The sequence below is a fragment of the Streptomyces sp. NPDC093252 genome (genome assembly GCF_040683675.1).
Lineage (GTDB): Bacteria > Actinomycetota > Actinomycetes > Streptomycetales > Streptomycetaceae > Streptomyces.
In genome coordinates this window covers 130,094-151,250 of record NZ_JBFBEM010000010.1, presented here as the reverse complement: position 1 = coordinate 151,250, position 21,157 = coordinate 130,094, and the positions used below count along the sequence as shown (strand labels likewise).

Annotated in this window: 17 protein-coding genes; 13 read left to right on the top strand and 4 right to left on the bottom strand. The window is 72.0% G+C overall.

Annotation, left to right across the window (positions count from 1 at the left end; all coding sequences use genetic code 11):
* The first annotated feature begins 238 nt into the window (after window positions 1–238).
* From AB0O01_RS22080 to AB0O01_RS22030, 11 genes are all read left to right on the top strand, one after another.
* Window positions 239–1,201: an SMP-30/gluconolactonase/LRE family protein gene (locus tag AB0O01_RS22080; RefSeq protein WP_365315706.1), complete on the top strand. Its 963-nt coding sequence runs from the start codon at window positions 239–241 to the stop codon at window positions 1,199–1,201.
* Between the two features lie 187 nt (window positions 1,202–1,388).
* Window positions 1,389–2,537 carry an FAD-binding oxidoreductase gene (locus AB0O01_RS22075; RefSeq protein WP_365315704.1) on the top strand — a complete coding sequence of 383 codons (1,149 nt, stop codon included), beginning with the start codon at window positions 1,389–1,391 and terminating at the stop codon, window positions 2,535–2,537.
* A gap of 57 nt (window positions 2,538–2,594) precedes the next feature.
* A complete protein-coding gene (locus AB0O01_RS22070) occupies window positions 2,595–2,921 on the top strand; it encodes a (2Fe-2S)-binding protein (RefSeq protein WP_365315702.1) in 327 nt (108 codons plus the stop codon).
* Window positions 2,914–4,269, top strand: coding sequence for an NAD(P)/FAD-dependent oxidoreductase (locus tag AB0O01_RS22065; RefSeq protein WP_365315701.1), 1,356 nt, complete (start codon window positions 2,914–2,916; stop codon window positions 4,267–4,269). The genes AB0O01_RS22070 and AB0O01_RS22065 overlap by 8 nt, the downstream gene beginning before the upstream one ends.
* Before the next feature lie 198 nt (window positions 4,270–4,467).
* Window positions 4,468–5,358 carry a dihydrodipicolinate synthase family protein gene (locus AB0O01_RS22060; RefSeq protein WP_365315699.1) on the top strand — a complete coding sequence of 297 codons (891 nt, stop codon included), beginning with the start codon at window positions 4,468–4,470 and terminating at the stop codon, window positions 5,356–5,358.
* A gap of 56 nt (window positions 5,359–5,414) precedes the next feature.
* Window positions 5,415–6,422 carry a proline racemase family protein gene (locus tag AB0O01_RS22055; protein WP_365315697.1) on the top strand — a complete coding sequence of 336 codons (1,008 nt, stop codon included), beginning with the start codon at window positions 5,415–5,417 and terminating at the stop codon, window positions 6,420–6,422.
* 22 nt (window positions 6,423–6,444) lie between these two features.
* Entirely contained in the window at window positions 6,445–7,146 is a 702-nt protein-coding gene (locus AB0O01_RS22050) for a GntR family transcriptional regulator (RefSeq protein WP_365315696.1), read from the top strand.
* Window positions 7,147–7,252: 106 nt separating this feature from the next.
* On the top strand, window positions 7,253–8,695 hold the full coding sequence (locus tag AB0O01_RS22045) for a class II fumarate hydratase (protein ID WP_365315694.1): 1,443 nt from the start codon (window positions 7,253–7,255) through the stop codon (window positions 8,693–8,695).
* A gap of 167 nt (window positions 8,696–8,862) precedes the next feature.
* A complete protein-coding gene (locus AB0O01_RS22040; RefSeq protein ID WP_365315693.1) occupies window positions 8,863–9,618 on the top strand; it encodes a DUF402 domain-containing protein in 756 nt (251 codons plus the stop codon).
* 317 nt (window positions 9,619–9,935) lie between these two features.
* On the top strand, window positions 9,936–12,035 hold the full coding sequence (locus tag AB0O01_RS22035) for a SpoIIE family protein phosphatase (RefSeq protein WP_365315691.1): 2,100 nt from the start codon (window positions 9,936–9,938) through the stop codon (window positions 12,033–12,035).
* A 105-nt stretch (window positions 12,036–12,140) separates the two neighbouring features.
* Window positions 12,141–13,604 (top strand): catalase, encoded by a 1,464-nt coding sequence (locus AB0O01_RS22030; RefSeq protein ID WP_365315689.1) that lies wholly within the window; start codon window positions 12,141–12,143, stop codon window positions 13,602–13,604.
* Window positions 13,605–13,672: 68 nt separating this feature from the next.
* On the opposite strand, the gene AB0O01_RS22025 is transcribed toward AB0O01_RS22030, so the two are convergent.
* From AB0O01_RS22025 to AB0O01_RS22010, 4 genes are all read right to left on the bottom strand, one after another.
* Window positions 13,673–14,332: a hypothetical protein gene (locus AB0O01_RS22025; protein ID WP_365315687.1), complete on the bottom strand. Its 660-nt coding sequence runs from the start codon at window positions 14,330–14,332 to the stop codon at window positions 13,673–13,675.
* Window positions 14,322–14,759, bottom strand: coding sequence for a hypothetical protein (locus tag AB0O01_RS22020; RefSeq protein WP_365315685.1), 438 nt, complete (start codon window positions 14,757–14,759; stop codon window positions 14,322–14,324). The genes AB0O01_RS22025 and AB0O01_RS22020 overlap by 11 nt, the downstream gene beginning before the upstream one ends.
* Before the next feature lie 14 nt (window positions 14,760–14,773).
* Window positions 14,774–16,999, bottom strand: a complete 2,226-nt coding sequence (locus AB0O01_RS22015; protein ID WP_365315683.1) for a glycoside hydrolase domain-containing protein — start codon at window positions 16,997–16,999, stop codon at window positions 14,774–14,776.
* A gap of 217 nt (window positions 17,000–17,216) precedes the next feature.
* Window positions 17,217–19,526 carry a transglycosylase domain-containing protein gene (locus AB0O01_RS22010; protein WP_365315681.1) on the bottom strand — a complete coding sequence of 770 codons (2,310 nt, stop codon included), beginning with the start codon at window positions 19,524–19,526 and terminating at the stop codon, window positions 17,217–17,219.
* 267 nt (window positions 19,527–19,793) lie between these two features.
* Here AB0O01_RS22010 and AB0O01_RS22005 point away from each other — a divergent pair, with 267 nt between their 5' ends.
* Together AB0O01_RS22005 and AB0O01_RS22000 are read left to right on the top strand one after the other, a co-directional pair.
* Window positions 19,794–20,729 carry an SPFH domain-containing protein gene (locus tag AB0O01_RS22005; RefSeq protein WP_365315679.1) on the top strand — a complete coding sequence of 312 codons (936 nt, stop codon included), beginning with the start codon at window positions 19,794–19,796 and terminating at the stop codon, window positions 20,727–20,729.
* The gene (locus AB0O01_RS22000) at window positions 20,726–21,082 is read left to right on the top strand and encodes a hypothetical protein (RefSeq protein WP_365315678.1); all 357 of its coding nucleotides are present in this window, start codon (window positions 20,726–20,728) and stop codon (window positions 21,080–21,082) included. The genes AB0O01_RS22005 and AB0O01_RS22000 overlap by 4 nt, the downstream gene beginning before the upstream one ends.
* Window positions 21,083–21,157: the final 75 nt, after the last annotated feature.

Genomic DNA, 21,157 nt, shown 5'->3' with positions numbered 1-21,157 from the left:
GCGCGCCGCCCGCACGGCAATTCCGGAGCCTGGCGGCCACACTGGACGGCACACCCACCCCCTCATCCCTGACCAGGGATGAGGGGACTCAGCACCACAGCGGAATCGACCCGCGCACGCCAACTGGCCACAAGAAAAGGCACATTGTGAACTCCCTGTCATCGCTCCGGCGGCGGAAATCCCGTGCCACAGTGTTCGCGTCACCGGAACACACACTCCTTTCACCAATGGAGCGGTAATGCTTCGCATGTCAAAGGCCGTCCGCGGTGCCGTGGTGGTCGCCTCCGCCGCCGCCCTCACCCTGAGCGGTTTCACCGCGGCGTCGGCCGCCACCCCGGCGGAGACCACCCCGGCGGAGACCACGTCGGCGACGGCCGGTCTGACGGCCCCACAGGTGCGCGTGATGGCCTCCTTCGACATCGGCCAGATGCAGCAGCCCGACAACATCGTGCTGGAGAGCGGCGGCTCGGTCGTCGTGAGCCTGCTCTGGGCCGGGCAGGTCGCCCGGGTCTTCCCCGACGGCACCGTCGACGTCCTGGCGAGCTTCGACGGCGGCACCGCCGCGGGGATGGTGCGCGGGGCCGACGGATATCTGTACGTCCTGCACCGCAGCGGCAACGACCCCAACGGCCTGTACCGGATCGTCCCGGGCAACAGCACGCCCCAGTTGTACGCCGCGCTGCCGGACGTGACCGTCCCCAACGGGCTCGCGGTCGACGGGGACGTCTTCTACCTCACCGACTCCTCCAGCGGTGTCGTCTGGAAGGTCGAGGACGGCACCGCGACCGAGTGGCTCAGCTCCCCCGTCCTGGCTCCCGCCACCCCGGAGGGCTTCGGCGCCAACGGTCTCCACATCAAGGACAACGCCCTCTGGGTCGCCCAGGCGGAGGCGGGCCTGCTGACCCGCGTCCCGATGCAGCAGGACGGCTCCGCGGGCACGCTGGAGATCAAGGCGACCGGCCTCACCGGGATCGACGACTGGGTGTTCACCGGCAACGGCGACGAGATCCTCGCCGCGATCAACCGGCAGAACAAGGTGGTGGTCGTGCACCCCGACGGCACGAACACGACCTTCGTGGACGGGATCAATTCACCCACCTCGGTCGCTCTGAAGGGCAACAAGGTGTACATCAGCAGCGCCGACCTGGTGAACGAGCTGGATCCGAAGCTGCTCGTGGCGAAGTGGAGCCCGCAGCCGTAGGGCGTGCCGCCCGGCACCCCGGGCGCGGAAGGGGCCGTCGCACCTGCCGGGTGCGGCGGCCCCTTCCGCACCCCACGGGGACAGGACAGCGGGAGGGAAAAGGGGAGAGGGACCCCCGGGGGGAGGGGTTGCGATCCGTCGGGCGCAGGGTATTCCCGGCATCAGTGCTGTGTGACATATTACTGCCATGCGCAAGCAACTCACCTGCGACGTCGTGGTCGTGGGAGCGGGCATGGTCGGTGCCGCCTGTGCGTACTACGCCGGGCGGGCCGGGCTGGACGTGGTGGTCGTCGACCGGGGTTCCGTGGCCGGCGGGACCACCGGGGCCGGGGAGGGCAACCTGCTCCTCTCCGACAAGGCACCCGGCCCCGAACTCGAACTCGCCCTGCTGTCCGCCCGGTTGTGGAGCGAGGTCGCCGAGGAGATCGGGGCGGCGATCGAGTACGAGGCGAAGGGCGGGATCGTCGTCGCCCGGGACCCCGAAGGGCTCGCCGCGCTGGAGGAGTTCGCCGGCGCCCAGCGGGCCCGCGGGGTGCGGGCGGAGAGCGTGGGCGGCGACCGGCTGCGGGAGCTGGAGCCGGACCTGACGCCGGAGGCTGTCGGGGGCGTGCTCTACCCGCAGGACGCCCAGGTCATGCCCGCCCTGGCCGCCGCGCATCTGCTGCGGGCCTCCGGCGCCCGGGTCCGCACCGGGCGGACGGTCGTGGAGGTGCTGCGCGGCCCCGGCGGAGCCGTGCGCGGGGTCCGCACCGACCGGGGGGACCTGCACGCCCCCTTCGTGGTCAACGCCGCCGGGACCTGGGGCGGGGAGGTCGCCGCCCTCGCCGGGGTGGTGCTGCCGGTGCTGCCGCGCCGGGGATTCGTGCTGGTCACCGAGCCGTTGCCGCCCCGCCGGATCCGGCACAAGGTGTACGCCGCCGACTATGTCGCCGATGTGGCCAGCGACTCGGCCGCGCTCCAGACCTCGCCGGTCGTGGAGTCCACCGCCGCCGGTCCCGTGCTGATCGGGGCCAGCCGGGAGCGGGTCGGCTTCGACCGGTCGCTGTCCCTGCCGGTGGTGCGGGCGCTGGCGGCCGGGGCGGTCCGGCTCTTCCCGTTCCTCGACCGGGTGCGGGTGCTGCGGGCGTACGCCGGTTTCCGCCCCTACCTCCCCGATCATCTGCCCGCCGTCGGGGCCGACCCCCGGGTGCCGGGGCTGTTCCACGCCTGCGGGCACGAGGGCGCCGGGATCGGGCTCGCCACCGGCACCGGGCAGGTGATCGCCGACCTGATGACCGGCCGCCGCCCCGCACTCGACCTGCACGCCCTGCGCCCCGACCGATTCCCGGGGCCGTGAGCCACCCATCACCACAAGCCGTGACCGGAAGCCGAGACCGGAGGCCGTGAAGCAGCCATGACCCGACCCCGCGAAGTGACCGTGGACACCCCGCTCTCCCTCACCCGTGCCCGCCCCCGCGCCCCCTTCGCCGTCACCTTCGACGGCCGTCCGCTCCCCGCCCTGCCCGGCCAGACCGTCGCCGCCGTGCTCTGGACGGCCGGGATCGTCTCCTGGCGCACCACCCGCGAACGCGGCGCCCCGCGCGGCGTCTTCTGCGGGATCGGGGTCTGCTACGACTGCCTCGTCACCGTCGACGGCCGACCCAACCAGCGGGCCTGCCTCATCCCGGCCGCGCCCGGCGCCGAGATCCGCACCCAGGAGGGGACGGGCCACGATGGCTGACCTCGCCATCATCGGGGCGGGCCCCGCCGGGCTGGCCGCCGCCCTCGCCGCCGCCGCGCGGGGCGTCCGGGTCACGCTCCTCGACTCCGCGCCCGGCGCGGGCGGGCAGTTCTACCGGCAGCCCGCGCCCGCGCTCGGGGCCCGCCGCCCGCAGGCCCTGCACCACCAGTGGCGCACCTGGGAGCGGCTGCGCGACGGGCTCGCGCGGGAGCTGCGGGCCGGGCGGGTCCGGCATCTGACCGAGCACCAGGTGTGGCACGTCGAGCCACGCCCCGCGGGCGGCATCACCCTCCACGCCCTGCGCGGCCCCGCCCGGGACGAGGGCACCGCCCACCCCGCCGACGCCGTGCTCCTCGCCACCGGGGGCTACGAGCGCGTCCTGCCCTTCCCCGGCTGGACCCTGCCGGGGGTGGTCACCGCCGGAGGGGCGCAGGCCATGCTCAAGGGCGGGCTGGTGCTGCCGGGCCGTACGGTCGTCGTGGCGGGGACGGGCCCGCTGCTGCTGCCGGTCGCCACCGGGCTCGCGGCGGCGGGCGCGCGGATCGCCGCACTGGTGGAGTCCGCCGATCCGCGGGCCGTCCTGCGGGAGGCCCGCGCGCTGCTGCCCAAGGCACCGGAGGCCGCCGCCTACGCCGCCGCGCTGCTGCGCCGCCGGGTCCCGGTCCTGGCCCGGCACACGGTCGTCGCCGCCCACGGCCGCGACCGGCTCGACGCGGTCACCGTCGTCTCCCTCGCCACCGGCGCCACCCGCCGGATCCCCTGCGACACCCTCGCCGTCGGCCACGGCATGCTGGCGCACACCGATCTCGCCGGGGCCCTCGGCTGCTCCCTGGACGGCGACCGCGTCCGGGTGGACGACGAACAGCGCACCGATGTCCCGGGCGTCTGGGCCGCCGGGGAGACGACCGGGGTCGGCGGCGCCGCCCTCGCCCTTGCCGAGGGGCATCTCGCGGGCCGCTCCGCCGCCGCCCGCCTCACGGGCACCACGCCGGACGCCCACCCGGCCGCCGTACGCGCCCGGAACCGGATGCGCCGCGTCGCCACCGCCCTCGAACGGGCCTACGCCCCACCCCCCGACTGGCCGGACCGGGTCACCGACGACACGATCCTGTGCCGCTGCGAGGAGGTCACCGTCGGAGCGGTACGAGAGGCCACCGACACCCTCGGCGCCGGGGACCTGCGCACGGTGAAACTGCTCACCCGAGCCGGAATGGGCTGGTGCCAGGGCCGCGTCTGCACCCCCGCCCTCACCACCCTCACCAAATCCCCCCTACCCCCCACCCACCCCCACCTCCCCCACCCCATCCCCCTGAACACCCTCACCACCCCACCCCAACAACCGACCTAACAGGGGACCTACCAGGGGCGCTGGGGGTACCCCCTCTGGGGGAGGAACTGCGCAAACACCCCCCACAACCCGCACGCCCCCACCCACCCCCACCACCCACCCCCCTCAGGGGCGCGGGGAACTGCGCGAAACCCCCCACATACCCGCACACCTCCACCCACCCTCACCCAAACCCCACCCCACCCAAAGGACCCCCAAATGCCCAAAACCCCCTGGCACGGCATCCTCGTAGCCACAGCCCTCCCCCTCACCCCCCACCACCTCACCATCGACCACGCCACATTCGCCGACCACTGCACCTGGCTCCTGGAGAACGGCTGCGACGGCGTAGTCGTCAACGGCTCACTCGGCGAATACCAGGTCCTCACCCCCGAAGAGCGCGCCGCGGTCGTGGAGACCGCCGTCGCGGCCGTGGGCCCCGCCCGCGTCATCCCCGGCGTCGGCGCGTACGGCTCGGCCGAGTCCCGCCGCTGGGCCGAGCACGCCCGGGACGCCGGCTGCGAAGCCGTGATGCTGCTGCCCCCCAACTCCTACCGCGCCGACGAACGTTCCGTGCTCGCGCACTACGCCGAAGTGGCACGCGCCGGCCTCCCCGTCGTCGCGTACAACAACCCCATCGACACCAAAGTGGACCTCGTACCGGAGCTGCTCGCCAAGCTGCACGCGGAGGGGCTGATCCGGGCGGTGAAGGAGTTCACCGGCGATGTCCGGCGCGCGTACCGGATCGCCGAACTCGCCCCCGGCCTCGACCTCCTGGCCGGGGCGGACGACGTCCTGATGGAACTGGCGCTCGCGGGCGCCAAGGGCTGGATCGCGGGCTACCCCAACGCCCTGCCGCAGGCATCGGCACGGCTGTACCGGGCGGCCGTCGCCGGGGACCTGGACACCGCGCGCGAGCTGTACCGGGCCCTGCATCCGCTGCTGCGCTGGGACACCCGGGTGGAGTTCGTGCAGGCCATCAAGTTGTCGATGGACATCGCCGGACGGTACGGCGGCCCCTGCCGCCCGCCGAGAATGCCCCTGCTCCCGGAACAGGAGGCGGCGGTGCGGACGGCCACGGAAAAAGCCCTGGCCGCCGGACTGACCTGAACCCGAACAGGAACCCGAACAGGAACCGGAACCCCGATCGCAGAGAGGAGCGCACCATGCGCAGCAAGCTGGTCCTGCACGCCGTGGACTCGCACACCGAGGGCATGCCGACCCGGGTGATCACCGGCGGCATCGGCACCGTCCCCGGCGCGACCATGAACGAGCGGCGGCTGTACTTCCGTGAGCACCGCGACGACATCAAGCGGCTGCTGATGAACGAGCCGCGCGGGCACTCCGCGATGAGCGGCGCGATCCTCCAGCCGCCGACCCGCCCCGACTGCGACTGGGGGGTGATCTACATCGAGGTCTCCGGCTATCTGCCGATGTGCGGGCACGGCACGATCGGGGTGGCGACCGTGCTGGTGGAGACGGGGATGGTGGCGGTCACCGAGCCGGTCACCACGATCCGACTGGACACCCCGGCGGGCCCGGTCGTCGCCGAGGTCGCCGTCGAGGGCGGCCGGGCGCGGAATGTGACGCTGCGCAATGTGCCGTCGTTCGCGGTCGGCCTGGACCTCAGGGCCACCCTCGCCGACGGGCGGACGGTGACCTACGACCTGGCCTACGGCGGCAACTTCTACGCGATCCTGCCGCTGGCCGAGTTCGGGCTGCCCTTCGACCGGGCCCGCAAGGACGACATCCTCGCGGCGGGGCTGTCCCTGATGGACGCCGTCAACGGCGACGAGGGGCAGGCCCCGGTGCACCCGGAGGATCCGTCGATCCACGGCCTCCACCATGTCCAGCTCCTCGCGCCCGGCTCCGACGCCCGGCACTCCCGGCACGCCATGGCCATCCACCCCGGCTGGTTCGACCGCTCCCCCTGCGGCACCGGCACCAGCGCCCGGATGGCGCAGTTGCACGCGCGCGGGGAGCTGGCCCCGCACACCGAGTTCGTCAACGAGTCGTTCATCGGGACCCGGTTCACCGGGCGGCTGCTCGGCACCACCGAGGTCGCGGGCCGCCCGGCGGTCCTGCCCAGCTTCACCGGCCGGGCCTGGATCACGGGGACGGCCCAGTACCTGCTGGACCCGGACGACCCGTTCCCGGCCGGGTTCGTACTCTGAGCACCATGGAGCACCGCACCCCATGACCCCGCAGCCCCCGCCCCCGCAGCCCCCGCCCCCTCCCCTGCCCTCCCTCGGCGGGGTCCGCTCCGCCAGCTACCGCGAGCGGGTCGCCGACGCGCTGCGGTCCGCGCTGATCGCCGGTGAGCTGCGGGCCGGCGAGGTGTACTCGGCACCGGCGCTGTCCGCCCGGTTCGGGGTGTCGGCGACGCCCGTGCGCGAGGCGCTGCTCGACCTCGCCAAGGAGGGCCTGCTCGAACCCGTCCCGAACAAGGGCTTCCGGGTGACGGCGGTGTCGGAGCGGCAGCTCGACGAGTACACCCGGATCCGCGCGCTGATCGAGATCCCGACGACGGCCGGACTGGCGGCCGGGGCCGACCCGGCGGAGCTGGCGGCGCTGCGCCCGGTGGCCCGGGAGATCGTCGCCGCCGCCGCGGCCGGTGATCTGATCGCGTACGTCGGGGCCGACACCCGCTTCCATCTGGGCCTGCTGGCGCTGGCGGGCAACGCGCATCTGGTGGAGGTGGTCCGGGACCTGCGGGGCCGGGCCCGGCTGTACGGGCTGACGAAGCTGGTCGAGCAGGGCCGTCTGGAGGCGTCCGCCGAGGAGCACCTGGAACTGCTGGACGCGCTCCTCGCCCGCGACGAAACCGCCGTACGGGCGATCATGACCCGGCACCTGGGGCACGTCCGGGGCATGTGGGCGGGCCCGGCGCACGGTTGACGGCGGTCGAGCCGCGCCGCCGGGAGACTCCCGGAGGGAATACGCCCCCACCCCCCACGCGCTCACCCACCGGGGCCCGCACCGCACTCATGGAGGTATCAGCACGATGACCACGACCGCCGGCGGAGACGACCAGCAGCAGCCCGCCCGGGGCACCGAGGACACCGACGGCTACCGCGTCGAGCACGACTCGATGGGCGAGGTGCGGGTCCCCGCGGACGCGAAGTGGCGGGCGCAGACCCAGCGCGCCGTCGAGAACTTCCCGATCTCGGGGCAGCGCATCGAGCGCGCGCACATCGAGGCGCTGGCCCGCATCAAGGGCGCCGCGGCCAAGGTGAACGCCGAACTGGGGGTGCTGGACAAGGAGGTCGCGGAGGCGATCCAGGAGGCGGCCGGAGAGGTCGCCGAGGGCCGCTGGGACGCGCATTTCCCGATCGATGTCTTCCAGACCGGCTCGGGTACCTCGTCCAACATGAACACCAACGAGGTCATCGCCACCCTCGCCACCGAGCATCTGGGCCGGAACGTCCACCCCAACGACCACGTCAACGCCTCCCAGTCGTCCAACGACGTCTTCCCCTCCTCGATCCACATCGCCGCGACGGCGGCCGTCACCCGCGATCTGATCCCGGCGCTGGAGCATCTGGCCGCCGCGCTGGAGCGCAAGGCGGAGGAGTTCGCGGATGTGGTGAAGTCCGGGCGGACCCATCTCATGGACGCCACGCCGGTCACCCTCGGCCAGGAGTTCGGCGGCTACGCGGCCCAGGTCCGCTACGGCGTCGAGCGGCTCACCGCCTCCCTGCCGCGCCTCGCGGAGCTGCCGCTGGGCGGTACGGCGGTCGGCACCGGCATCAACACCCCGCCCGGCTTCTCGGCGGCGGTGATTGAGGAGGTCGCGCGGGCCACCGGGCTGCCGCTGACCGAGGCCCGCGACCACTTCGAGGCGCAGGGCGCCCGGGACGGCATCGTGGAGACCAGCGGGCAGTTGCGGACGATCGCGGTCGGGCTGACGAAGATCGCCAACGATCTGCGCTGGATGGCGTCCGGTCCGCGCACCGGCCTCGCCGAGATCGCCCTGCCCGACCTCCAGCCCGGCTCGTCGATCATGCCGGGCAAGGTCAACCCGGTGATCCCGGAGGCCGTCCTGATGGTGTCGGCGCAGGTCATCGGCAACGACCTCACGGTCACCACGGCGGGCGCGGCCGGCAACTTCGAGCTGAACGTGATGCTCCCGGTGATCGCCCGCAACGTCCTGGAGTCGATCCGGCTGCTCGCCAACGCCTCCCGGCTGCTGGCCGACCGCACGGTCGACGGCATCACCGCGCACCGCGAGCGGGCCCGCGAGTACGCCGAGTCGTCCCCGTCGGTGGTCACCCCGCTGAACAAGTACATCGGCTACGAGGAGGCCGCCAAGGTCGCCAAGAAGGCGCTGGCCGAGCGGAAGACCATCCGCCAGGTGGTGCTGGAGGGCGGCTACGTGGAGCGCGGCGCCCTCTCCGAGCAGCAGCTCGACGAGGCGCTGGACGTGCTGCGCATGACCCGCCCCTGAGCCCCGGACGGGCCCTCGCCCCCGCCCTGCGCGGGCCCGCCTCCCCACCCCCGCGGGGACCTGTTCCCCACCCCCGGGCGGGCCCGCTCGCAGCCCCGGCGCGGGCCCGCTCCCCGCCCCCCACGCGGACCCCCGCCGGGCCCGTCCGTCAGACCCTCGGGTGAACCGTGACCGGGACCGCAGCGTGCCCCGCCGTCGGCACCTACTATCTGCCCATGGCGGACGACGACGAGCACCCGGTGGCGGACCCGAAGGCGACAGCGGCGCCCGGCGGTACGGCGTACTGGCCGCCGGGCTCCCCGATCCTGTGGCGGTACCGGGAGAACGGCGGACCGGGCATCCACATCGCCCGGCCGGTGACCGTCGTCCGCGACGACGCCGAGCTGCTGGCCGTCTGGCTGGCGCCCGGCACGGACTGCGTCAAGCCGGTGCTGGCCGACGGCACCCCGGTCCACCGGGAGCCGCTGGACTCCCGCTACACCAAGCCGCGCGCGGTGCTGCGGGACCGCTGGTTCGGCACCGGAGTGCTGAAGCTCGCCCGGCCGGGCGACCCCTGGTCGGTGTGGCTGTTCTGGGAGCCCGGATGGCAGTTCAAGAACTGGTACGTCAACCTGGAGGAGCCGCTGTCCCGTTGGGAGGGCGGAGTGGACTCCGAGGATCATTTTCTGGACATCTCCGTGGACCCGGACCGGTCCTGGCGGTGGCACGACGAGGACGAGTTCGCGCAGGCCCGGCGGGACGGTCTGGTGGACCCGGCGCTGGCCGGGCGGGTGCGGGCGGCGGGCCGGGCCGCCATCGAGGTGATCACGGCCTGGGGTGCTCCGTACGCCGATGGCTGGCAGCACTGGCGCCCGGATCCGTCCTGGGGGGTACCGTCATTGCCGGACGACTGGGACCGTACGCCCGCGCATGTGTCCTCATGAGACCCTTGATGCGCCCCCGGGCAAGAAACGTAGGATCGTCCTCCGCCAGGGAGCTTGTGCGGCAACTGCCGGAGCGTGCACGGAGTCTGACCAGATGTCACCGAGGGGCGGCAGGACGTGAGCGAGCGGTACGAGGGCACGGGGCGTGCGGGCCGCGAGCGGTCGGCCACCAGCACAGGAACAGCCGCTGACCACCCGGATTTTCCGTTCCTGGGGCACGTAATCCGGGTATCGGGACTTCTGCGGGACGAACACGCGCGGCGCGCATGCCCCCGGCGAGCGCGGCGCACGGCCCCCGACGGACGGATGCGACACGCGTGACGGAGAACCCCACCTCCTATGAACGCCCCCAGCCGGGCGTCGACCCCGTGGACCCCCGCGGGGCGCTTCTGCACACCCCGACTCCCCCGCCCGGCGACCCCGCGCGACCGGTCCCGGCCGCCGAGAGCACGCCGGGCCCGCCGGGCCCGCCGGCCCTGACGCAGGGCGGGGCGGACGCGGAGCACTCCCAGCCGTCCGCCGACGAACCCCTGGCGGCGCCCCCGGCCCGGGAGAAGCCCGGCGACGGCGACCACCCGGCCGAGGACGCGGATCCCCGGCGGCATCCGGGTCCTGACGGCATCCCGGTCCAGCCGGACGCGGGCCGCGCGGCGGCCCCGGAGCGGCGCAGCGGCCAGGGCGGTGCCCTGCCGGGCGGCAGGCCGACCCCGATGCGGCGCGACGGGGACCGGCTGCGGTTCGTGGGCGCGGCCACCCGCCGGATCGCCCGCGGTATGGACCTGGACGAGATCGTGATGGGTCTGTGCCGGGCGACCGTGCCGACGTTCGCGGACGCGATCCTGGTCTATCTGCGCGATCCGCTGCCGGTCGGCGACGAGCGGCCGACGGGTCCGGTGGTGCTGCGACTGCGGCGCACCGACCGGATCCCGGAGGAGCGGGACACCGAGGGCGGTTTCCTGCCCGCCCAGACGCCGGAGCCCAGCGAGCTGTCCGCCGTCACCGCCGAACTGTGCGAGGTACGGCCGGGCGGCGCGCTCGCCGAGGTGCTGCGCGGGGTGCGGCCGGTCTTCGCCGACGCCCCGGCGGCCCGCGCCGCGCTGCCCGAGCTGCTCGGGGACGACGCCGAACTCGTCGTCCCCGCCGGTCAGCGGGCGATTCTGGCGCCGCTCAGGGGCCGTCGGCGGGTGATCGGTGCGGCGGTGTTCCTGCGCCGCCCGGAGCGCCTGGCGTTCGAGCCGGACGATCTGCTGGTCGCCGCCCAGCTCGCTACCCACAGCGCGCTCGGCATCGACAAGGCGGTGCTGTACGGCCGCGAGGCGTACATCGCGGACGAACTCCAGCGCACGATGCTCCCGGAGACCCTGCCCCGCCCCACCGGCGTCCGGCTGGCCTCCCGCTATCTCCCGGCGGCCGAGACCGCCCGGGTCGGCGGCGACTGGTACGACGCGATCCCGCTGCCCGGCAGCCGGGTCGCCCTGGTGGTCGGGGATGTCATGGGGCACTCCATGACCTCGGCGGCCATCATGGGCCAGCTCCGCACGACCGCGCAGACCCTCGCGGGGCTGGACCTGCCCCCGCAGGAGGTGCTGCACCATCTGGACGAGCAGGCCCAGCGGCTGGGCACCGACCGCATGGCGACCTGCCTCTACGCCGTCTACGACCCGGTCTCGCACCGGATCACCATCGCGAACGCCGGGCATCCGCCGCCCGTGCTGCTGCACCTCGGCGGCCGGGCGGAGGTGCTGCGGGTGCCCGCGGGCGCCCCGATCGGGGTCGGCGGGGTGGACTTCGAGGCGGTCGAGCTGGACGCGCCCGCCGGGGGCACCCTGCTGCTCTACACCGACGGCCTGGTGGAGTCCCGGCTGCGGGACGTCTGGACCGGTATAAACCAGCTCCGTGACCGGCTCGCGGCGACCGCCCAGCTCACCGGCCCCGACCATCCACCGCCCCTGGAAGCCCTGTGCGACGAGGTGCTCGACATGCTCGGACCGGGCGACCGGGACGACGACATCGCGCTGCTCGCCGCCCGCTTCGACGGGATCGCCCCGAACGACGTGGCGTACTGGTTCCTCGAACCGGAGGACGCGGCGCCCGGCAAGGCCCGCAAACTCGCCCGCCGGGCCCTGGACCGCTGGGGCCTCCAGGACCTCTCCGACTCGGTGGAGCTGCTGGTCAGCGAGGTGGTGACCAACGCCGTACGGTACGCGTCACGGCCGGTGACGCTGCGGTTGCTGCGCACCGACGTGCTGCGCTGCGAGGTCGGCGACGATGTCCCGCAACTGCCCCGGCTGCGGCAGGCGCGGGCCACCGACGAGGGCGGGCGCGGACTGTATCTGGTGAACCGGCTGGCCCGGCGCTGGGGCGCGACCCGGCTCAGCACCGGCAAGGTGGTGTGGTTCGAACTGAACCAGACCTAGGCTAGCGCCAGTCCTGGACCGTATCCAGAAGTTGCCGATGCAGGTGGGGCGGAGTTCAGTGGATGGGGTGAGCGAGGCGACCTGACGACCTCGAGGAGGACGCTCATGACGCAGACGCCCCCACGCGTGCCGTACACGACGAACAACGCCGGGATCCCGGTGGAGAGCGACGAACACTCGCTCACCATCGGCGACACCGGGCCGATCCTGCTCCAGGACCACTATCTGATCGAGAAGATGGCCCAGTTCAACCGGGAGCGGGTCCCCGAGCGGGTGGTCCACGCGAAGGGTTCGGGCGCGTACGGCACCTTCCAGGTGACCAATGACGTCCGTCAGTTCACCAAGGCGGATCTCTTCCAGCCGGGCCGCAGCACCGAGATGCTGGCCCGCTTCTCCACCGTCGCCGGCGAGCAGGGCTCCCCCGACACCTGGCGCGACCCCCGCGGCTTCGCGCTGAAGTTCTACACCGACCACGGCAACTACGACCTGGTCGGCAACAACACCCCGGTGTTCTTCGTCCGCGACCCGCAGAAGTTCCAGGATTTCATCCGCTCCCAGAAGCGGCGCCCGGACAGCGGCCTGCGCGACAACAATATGCAGTGGGACTTCTGGACCCTGTCCCCCGAGTCCGCGCACATGGTGACCTGGCTGATGGGCGACCGGGGCATCCCGCGGACCTACCGGAACATGAACGGCTACTCCTCCCACACCTATCTCTGGGTCAACGGGGGCGGCGAGCGGTTCTGGATCAAGTACCACCTCAAGACCGACCAGGGCATCGAGTTCCTCACCCAGGCCGACGCCGACCGGCTCGCCGGGGAGGACGCCGATGTGCACCGCCGGGATCTGTTCGACGCGATCGAGCGCGGAGAGCATCCGTCCTGGACGATGTATGTGCAGGTCATGCCGTTCGACGAGGCGGCGGACTACCGGTTCAACCCGTTCGATCTGACCAAGGTGTGGCCGCACGGCGACTATCCGCTGATCGAGGTCGGCCGGATGACCCTGAACCACAACCCCGAGGACTACTTCGTCCATATCGAGCAGGCCGCGTTCGAGCCGTCGAACCTGGTGCCGGGGATCGGGCCGTCACCGGACAAGATGCTGCTGGGCCGGCTCTTCTCCTACCCCGACACCCACCGGTACCGGATCGGCCCCAACTACGCCCAGCTCCCCCCGAACCGCGCCCACTCCGACGTCCGCTCCTACGCCAAGGACGGGCCGATGCGCTACGAACCGGCCCGCACGGGAGCGCCGTACGCGCCGAACTCGTACGGCGGCCCGGCCGCCGATGTCGACCGGTTCGGGGACATCGCCGGGTGGTACGCGGCCGGGGAGATGGTGCGGGAGGCTTACGCGCTGCACCGGGAGGACGACGATTTCGGGCAGGCCGGGACGATGGTGCGGGAGGTGCTGGACGGGGCGGCCCGGGAGCGGCTCGCTTCCAATGTCACCGGGCATCTGCGCAACGGGGTGTCGGCGGCGGTGCTGGAGCGGGCGCTTCAGTACTGGCGGAATGTGGACAAGGGGTTGGGGGATCGGATCGCGGGTGAGTTCAACGGTGGGTAGTGGGTGATGTCTCGTGGTGGGGCGCGGGACAGTCCCGCGCCCCTTGGGGCATCTGGGTCGCCCGGTGACTACAAGGGACTGTTCCAGTTCCAGGTGCGGAGCTTCTGTGCCGTCACTGTGACGCGGGGGTCGTCCGGGCCCGCCGCCAGGTAGAAGAGGGACTCGTCGGAGTGTTTGTCGTGGCCGCCCCAGGCCAGGACTCCGTCGCAGTCGGTCAGGATCGACTCGATGGTGGTGAGCTGGTTCGGGAAGTAGCCGCCCTTGGTGCCGGACGGATAGTGGCCGGGGCGGATCTGGACGGCGGTGCCGGAGGCCAGGTTGGACTCGGGCAGGCCCTTGCGGACCGTGGACGGGCTGCGCCAGCCGGTGAGGTCGTCGGGGCGCAGTTCGTCGATCTCGTAGTGGAAGCGGCGGACGGCGTGGACGAGGATCGTCTCCACGTCGCCCATGCGGACCTGGACGCCGCGGACGGGGGTGCCGGGGACGGGTCTGGTGTAGATGTGGCCGCGGGCGCCGGGGTTGCGTTCCATCTCCCAGCCGTTGGTGGAGGAGACGCCGGTGAGCTGGCGTTTGTTGCGTTCCTGGGCGGCGCGGACGGCCGCGCGGAGCTTGTCGGGGTCGGTGGCCGCGGCGGCGGGGGCCGACAGGAGCGGGGAGCCCAGGGCAACCCCGGCGGCCACGAGGGCCGTGCGCCGCAGCACGCCGCGGCGGGACAGTTCACTGGTCACGGGACGATGTCCTTCTGTGATGAGCGAGGGCGAGTCCGGTCAGGGCCAGGGAGCAGAGGGTCAGGACGGCCAGGGCCGGATCGAGGGAGGAGGGGATGACGGCCTCGACGGTCTGTCCGTCGCCGGTCCGGCATCCGAAGCGCAGCGGGAGGAAGCCGGGGTCGTAGCCGGTGAGCCGGTCGCCGACGGCGTCGTTGCACGCCTGGGCCTGGCCGTAGTCGTCGGTGAGGAGCAGATGCAGCAGGCCCCAGACGTAGAGCGCGGCGGTGGCGGACCAGGACAGCAGGGCGGCGCCGGTCCGGGGCGAGGACGCCCGCAGGCGCCGGACGCCCTGGACGGCGAGGATCAGTGCTGCCGTGCCGGTGACCAGGAGCAGGATCAGCAGCAGGGCGCCGTTGTGACCGGCGTAGGGCTCGTCTCCCGACATCGAGGGCTCCCCGGCTAGTAGTTGCGTGAGATGGAGTTGTACTTCTCCATCACGTAGTACAGGCCCATCCGCTTCTTGGCCTCGGTGAACGCGGGCTCGCCCGGTCCCTGGTAGCGGCGCAGGACCTCGTAGATCTCGGTGTCCGTGTAGTCGAGGCTGGGGGCGCGCAGGGCCGGGGAGTCGTCGTCGCCGCCGGGCTTGCCGTCGATGTCCCAGCGGTGGATGAGGGCGACGCTGGTGAGGGCGTAGCGCTCATTGTCGTACGCCTGTTTCCAGGCGTTGTACTTGTCCTCGTCGATCGCGGTGTCCCGGCGGGGCTGGTCGGTGCCGTAGCCGCGGTCCAGGGCGTGGTTGTGGGCGCCGATCAGGGTGATCGCGCGCTGTTTGGCGATGCCGGTGGAGGTGTCGCGGATGTACTGGCCGGTGGTGTTGAAGGCGGCGATGACGGCGAGCCAGGCGGCCTCGTCGTCGGGGGCGATGTGCCGCATCTCCCAGTAGGCGGTGGTCTGGATGAGGGCCTTGCGCATGGAGTGGCGCTGGGAGAGTTCGGTGATCAGGTCGTCATGGGCGGTGACGGTGCGCTCGAAGCACTTCCAGTGCTGGTAGCTGCGGATGCCGCCGTCCAGCGGGAAACCCAGGGACTCCATGTACTTGCCGACGTCGATCTGCATGGCGTTCTGGACGTCCGGGTGCAGTCGGGTGTCGGGCTTGACGGTGCGGGGCGGGTTGAAGGAGCCCTGGCCGGTGTCGCGGCCGGAGGTGATGTTGACATCGATGTTGATGGCGCCCGCGCCGGTGCCGACGGTCTTGGTGACGATCTGGTCGTAGGCCCAGTTGGCGGGCAGCGGATAGCCGAAGTTCCCGGAGAAGCCGGAGGACATGTCGGAGACGAAGGACGCGGAGGCGTGCCCGGCGTCGGAGACGCGGGTGCAGACGTTGCGGGGGCCGTAGACGCCGACGGTGTAGCGGTTGCCGTCGTCGCGGATGGCGTCCTCGATGCCCTTGAAGTGCGGGAGAACGTTGTCAGTGACCTCGTAGTCGTAGGCGTCGAAGTCGACCGCGAAGAAGATCCGGGTGCCGGTCCTGAAGCCGTGGTCGAGGGCGGCGTTGATGGCGGCCTGTCCGGCGGCCCGGCCCAGCGGGTAGCTGAAGTCCTCGGCGCCCCGGCCGAAGGTCTGGTAGATGGGGAAGCAGCGCATGCCCTGGTCGGCGATGGTCTGGAGTTCGCCGGGCTGGATGGTCTTCTCGGGGACCGTGCCGCCGCCGGGGATGGCGTTGGTGAGATAGCGGCCGACGATGGTGATGCCCTCGGCCTTGAGGGTGGCGGCGCGGTCCGGGGTGATCCGGGTGACCCCGTCGCAGGCGGCGCCCTTGCGGGTCTGGTCGCCGTAGGAGACGAGGAGCGAGGCCCAGGTGGGGTAGTCGCCGCGGCCGGTGACCGGGAGCGCCACGAACGACTGGAAGGCGCGGACCTCGGCGGCGTGCGCCTCGGTGAAGGTGCCGGCGAAGGCGACGGGCCGGGCGTTGAGCAGCATCCCGGCGGTGAACAACTGCACCCAGGTGCCGGACGATCCGACGGAGACGGTGTTGGACTTCAGGCCGGCCTGGGTGCCGGGGCCGAAGTTGCCGTTGGCGGTGCCGTCGGCCATGCCGATCGTGTACTGGACGGCGTACAGCATCGCCTGGGCGACGGTGCGGGAGTGGCGGCCGTCGCAGGGGACGATGAAGAAGTCCCGGCGCTGGACGAAGGTGCCGTTCATCCAGCGCTGGACGGCCCGGATCTGCTCGGTGCCGGTGCCGACCGTGATGTACGGGTCCATGTTGAGCAGGCCCTTGAAGACCTTGGGGGTGACCACGGTGCCGGGGTAGGCGAAGTCGACGCCCATGTCGGTCTTGAGCCTGGTCACGGCGGCCTGGACGCGGGCGTCGTAGACCCCGTCGATCTCACCGCCGTCGTAGCCCTTGCAGTACAGGCCGGACTGGACGATCCGGACGATGTTCGCGGGGGAACCGGAGCCGATGCTCGGGTGCTTGGTCTGGAGGGTGGAGAGGGTGGTGGGTCCGAAGCTGTCGGACAGGGCGGTGATGCCCAGTTCGTACTGGAGGGCCCGGGTCAGGGCGTACATGACGGTCCAACTGGTCTCACCGTTCTCGGTGAGCCGGGATATCCCGAGTTTGGCACCGTTGTCATAGGTGACGTTGATGAACATCTGCGCTCTGCGCACCATCTCGTCGGCCATGGATGTGGCGCTCCTTCATGGGGTTTCATGGGGAGTTGCACACGCGACGGCCCCGCCGGGTGGGCGGGGCCGGATCACGACGTGATCACCATAGGCACGGGGTGTTCGGCAGGGGAAAGGGCCGTCGTCAGACTGGCCGAAAGTCTCCCCTGCCGCTGCTGTCACGGGTGCATCGGCGTCCCTTCGGGGCGCTTTGCTCCGTGACCGGCCGGGTTCGCTACTGCTGGCCCGGGTTGTCGGGGTTGACCGGTGGTTCGGTGGTGGGGCCGGTCGGGGTGCCGCTGGTCGGGGTCTGCGACGGGGGCTCGGTGGTGGGCTCCTCGGTCGTCGGCTCCTCGGTCGGCTCCTCGGTGGTGGGGTCCGGGGTCGTCGGCTCCTCGGTCGGTTCCTCGGTGGTCGGCTCCTGGGTCGGCGCCTGGGTGGTGGGCTCCTGGGTCGCGGTGGGCGTCCAGGACGGCTGGACGGCCGCGCCCTGGTCGGTGTCCAGGTCGAACTCGGTGGCCTTGCCGGTGGCGCCGAAGGTGTACTGGGCCCAGATCTGCGCCGGGAGGCCACCGCCGTTGACCCGGCCCTTGCCGGGCAGGGTGCCGGTGGCGCCGGCCATGTTGACCTGCTCGCCGGACTTCGCGTCCTCGCCGAACAGGCCGACCGAGGTCACCAGGTCCGGGGTGTAGCCGGTGAACCAGGCCGAGCGGCCGTAGTCGGAGGTACCGGTCTTGCCGGCCACCTGCTGGCCGTCGCGCTCCGGGTTGTCCCGCACCGAGGTGCGGGCGGTGCCGTCGTCGACCACGCCGGTGAGCACCGAGGTGACGGTGTCGGCGGTCTCGCGGCTGATGACCTGCTCGCCGATCGGGTCGGGCAGGTCGACCACGGTGTCCTTGTGGTCGGCGGAGGCGAGGATCGTCGGGGTGACCTTCTTGCCGTGGTTGTCGAGGGTGGCGTAGATCCCGGCCATCTCCAGCGGGCTCGCGCCCATCGAGCCGAGGGTCTGCGCGGGCACCGACTCCATGCCCTCGGTGTCCATCCCGAGCAGCCCGGCGACCTCCATCACCTTCTCCATCCCGACATCCACGCCCATCTGGGCGAAGACCGAGTTGATGGACTTGTTCATGGCGGTCTGGACGCTGACATCGCCGTAGTCGACATCGTCCTCGTTGGGCGGGTTGAAGCCGACCTTCTCGCCGTCGGCCACCACCTCGCGCCCGCTGTCGCCGCCGTAGACGGTGTCCGCGGTGATCGGGTCGCCGTCCTGGGTCTCGGAGCCCTCCTCCACGGCCGCCGCCAGGATCACCGGCTTGAAGGTGGAGGCGGCCTGGTAGTCCCGCCGGGTGGCGTTGTTGCGGTAGTGCTCGACGTAGTCGGCGCCGCCGTACATCGCGACGACCTTGCCGGTCTTCGGGTCGACGGAGACCGCGCCGGGCTGGATGTTCGCGTCGACCGGGCGCTCCTCGGCGTCCAGCTTGCTGATCAACTGGTCCTCGGCCGCCTGCTCCAGTTGGCCCTGCTTCTTCTTGTCGATGGTCAAGGTGATGTTCCAGCCACCGCGCTTGACCATCGCGACGGCGTCGTCCTCGTTCTCCGCGGCGCCCTGGGCGACGAGCTGCCGGGCGAGTTCGTCGTTGGCCGCGTCCACCAGATAGCCGGTCTGGCCCTGGAGCCCGGGGTTGCCCTGGACCTCCTCGGGCACCGGGAACTCCATGCCCCGCCGGTCGGCGGCGTCCAGCCAGTCTTCCTCGACCATGTTGTCCAGGACGTAGTTCCAGCGGTCCTGGACCAGTTTCTTGCTGGTGTCCGAGGCCACCGCCCAGTCGTACTGGCTGGGCGCCTGGAGCAGCGCCGCGAGATAGGCGCCCTGCTCCACGGTGAGGTCACCGGCGTCGACCCGGTAGTAGGCCTGGGCAGCGGCCTGGATGCCGTAGGCGTTGCGGCCGTAGTAGCTGGTGTTGATGTACCCGGCGAGGATGTCGTCCTTGGAGGTCTCGCGGTCGACCTTCAGGGAGATCACCAGCTCCTTGAGCTTGCGGGTGACCGTCTGTTCCTGCGTCAGGTAGTAGTTCTTGACGTACTGCTGGGTGATGGTCGAGCCGCCCTGCATGCCCCGGCCGCTGAGGGTGTTGAACAGACCGCGGGCGGTGCCCCTGAGGTCGACGCCGGAGTCCTCGTAGAAGGTCTTGTTCTCGGCGGCGACGAAGGTGCGCTGGACGTCCTTGGGGACCTGGGCGAGGTCGACGATCTCCCGGTTGGTCTCGCCCTGCCGGGTCAGGACCGAGCCGTCGCTGAACTCGTAGACATTGCTCTGCTCCTGGGCGACCGCGTTGCCCTTGGGTATGTCGATCAGGAGGTAGAGCAGGATGAACGCGCCGATGCACAGCAGGCAGAAGCCGAGGAACGTGCCGAGGATCTTCCGCCAGGTGAGGAACCGGCGTATGCCGGTGCGGGTCCGTCCATCGGACGAACGGCCGCCCCTGGACGCCGCACGGCGGCGACCGCCGCGCTGACGCGCTCGTCTCTCTTCGGCTCGCCCCATGTGTCCGTCTACTCCGCTTCGGTCTCGTCTGTCACATCCGTGTCATCTCGGGTCGGCTCAGAAGCTAACACCGTCGTCTGTGACGAAGTGCGCACGATCCGGCCCATTACGGACGTGACAATCGGCACGTGTCCTGACCTGGCCCACTGAATCCGACGTTCGGAGGGGGGTGGGGGTTGCTGTGACCGGATAATCTGATATCACTTAGATAGAAGCAAGCTAGTGACTCCCGCAGGGGGAGTTCGGCCACAGAAACGGGGGGCACCCATGTCCACATCCGAGAGCGCGGCCGTCGCCGACGCCCCGCAGATGCCCGAGCCCAGAGTCCGGGAGTTCGCCGCGCACAGTGTCGGCGGGGGCCCGGCGCTGGTGTTCGGCCTGCTCGGACTGTTCGGCGGGGTGGGCATCGCGGTGTCCGCGGTCGCCGTCACCTCCGGCGGCGGCAAGGCCGCGCTGATCGTCGGCGGCTGTGTGATCTCGCTCGCCGCCTTCATCACGCTGTGCGGGCTGAACACGGTCGCGCCGGGCGAGGCCCGGGTGGTGCAGCTCTTCGGCCGCTACCGGGGCACCGTCCGCCAGGACGGCCTGCGCTGGGTGAACCCGCTCACCGACCGCACCAAGATCTCCACGCGGGTGCGCAACCACGAGACGGCCGTGCTGAAGGTGAACGACGCCTATGGCAACCCGGTCGAGCTGGCGGCGGTCGTGGTGTGGCGGGTGGAGGACACCGCGCAGGCCGTCTTCGAGGTGGACGACTACATCGAGTTCGTCTCCACCCAGACCGAGGCCGCCGTGCGCCACATCGCCATCGAGTACCCCTACGACGCCCATGACGAGGACGGCCTCTCGCTGCGCGGCAACGCCGAGGAGATCACCGAGAAGCTCGGCGTCGAGCTGTACGCGCGGGTCGAGGCGGCCGGGGTGGAGATCATCGAGTCCCGCTTCACCCACCTCGCCTACGCCCCCGAGATCGCCTCGGCGATGCTCCAGCGGCAGCAGGCCGGCGCGGTGGTCGCGGCCCGGCGGCAGATCGTGGACGGGGCGGTCGGGATGGTCGAGGCGGCGCTGGCCCGGCTCACCGAGCAGGACGTCGTGGAGCTGGACTCCGAGCGCAAGGCGGCGATGGTGTCCAACCTGATGGTGGTGCTCTGCGGGGACCGCTCGGTCCACCCGGTCATCAACACCGGGACGCTCTACCAGTGACCGCCCCGTCCGGGGGCACCGGCCCCGAGCGCCGGCCGCAGCGGCAGCGCAAGCAGGTGCTGCTGCGGCTGGATCCGGCGGTGTACGACGCGCTCGCCCGCTGGGCGTCCGACGAGCTGCGGTCGGCCAACGCCCAGATCGAGTTCCTGCTCCGCCGGGCGCTGGCGGAGCAGGGCCGGCTGCCGGGCGAGGCGGGCCCGATCCCGCGCCGGGGGCGCCCGCCGGGGCAGGCGGGGGCGGGTGGTGAACCGGGGCCGAGGGGTCGGGCGGGGGCGGGTGGTGAGCCGGGGGCGAGTGACGAGCCGGGGCCGAGCGGTCGGCCGAGGTCGAGTGGTGAGCCGCCGCAGCCCTGATCCCCGTATCGCCGTCTCCGAACCGTGACAAACGGCGCTGACCTGCGCCTTCATCACCTCCACCATGATCTACAC

Bases quoted from the DNA above. Each gene is read 5' to 3' on its own strand.
- AB0O01_RS22080 (WP_365315706.1), top strand. From the start codon at position 239: ATGCTTCGCATGTCAAAGGCCGTCCGCGGTGCCGTGGTGGTCGCCTCC.
- AB0O01_RS22075 (WP_365315704.1), top strand. From the start codon at position 1,389: ATGCGCAAGCAACTCACCTGCGACGTCGTGGTCGTGGGAGCGGGCATG.
- AB0O01_RS22070 (WP_365315702.1), top strand. From the start codon at position 2,595: ATGACCCGACCCCGCGAAGTGACCGTGGACACCCCGCTCTCCCTCACC.
- AB0O01_RS22065 (WP_365315701.1), top strand. From the start codon at position 2,914: ATGGCTGACCTCGCCATCATCGGGGCGGGCCCCGCCGGGCTGGCCGCC.
- AB0O01_RS22060 (WP_365315699.1), top strand. From the start codon at position 4,468: ATGCCCAAAACCCCCTGGCACGGCATCCTCGTAGCCACAGCCCTCCCC.
- AB0O01_RS22055 (WP_365315697.1), top strand. From the start codon at position 5,415: ATGCGCAGCAAGCTGGTCCTGCACGCCGTGGACTCGCACACCGAGGGC.
- AB0O01_RS22050 (WP_365315696.1), top strand. From the start codon at position 6,445: ATGACCCCGCAGCCCCCGCCCCCGCAGCCCCCGCCCCCTCCCCTGCCC.
- AB0O01_RS22045 (WP_365315694.1), top strand. From the start codon at position 7,253: ATGACCACGACCGCCGGCGGAGACGACCAGCAGCAGCCCGCCCGGGGC.
- AB0O01_RS22030 (WP_365315689.1), top strand. From the start codon at position 12,141: ATGACGCAGACGCCCCCACGCGTGCCGTACACGACGAACAACGCCGGG.
- AB0O01_RS22020 (WP_365315685.1), bottom strand. From the start codon at position 14,759: ATGTCGGGAGACGAGCCCTACGCCGGTCACAACGGCGCCCTGCTGCTG.
- AB0O01_RS22015 (WP_365315683.1), bottom strand. From the start codon at position 16,999: ATGGCCGACGAGATGGTGCGCAGAGCGCAGATGTTCATCAACGTCACC.
- AB0O01_RS22010 (WP_365315681.1), bottom strand. From the start codon at position 19,526: ATGGGGCGAGCCGAAGAGAGACGAGCGCGTCAGCGCGGCGGTCGCCGC.
- AB0O01_RS22005 (WP_365315679.1), top strand. From the start codon at position 19,794: ATGTCCACATCCGAGAGCGCGGCCGTCGCCGACGCCCCGCAGATGCCC.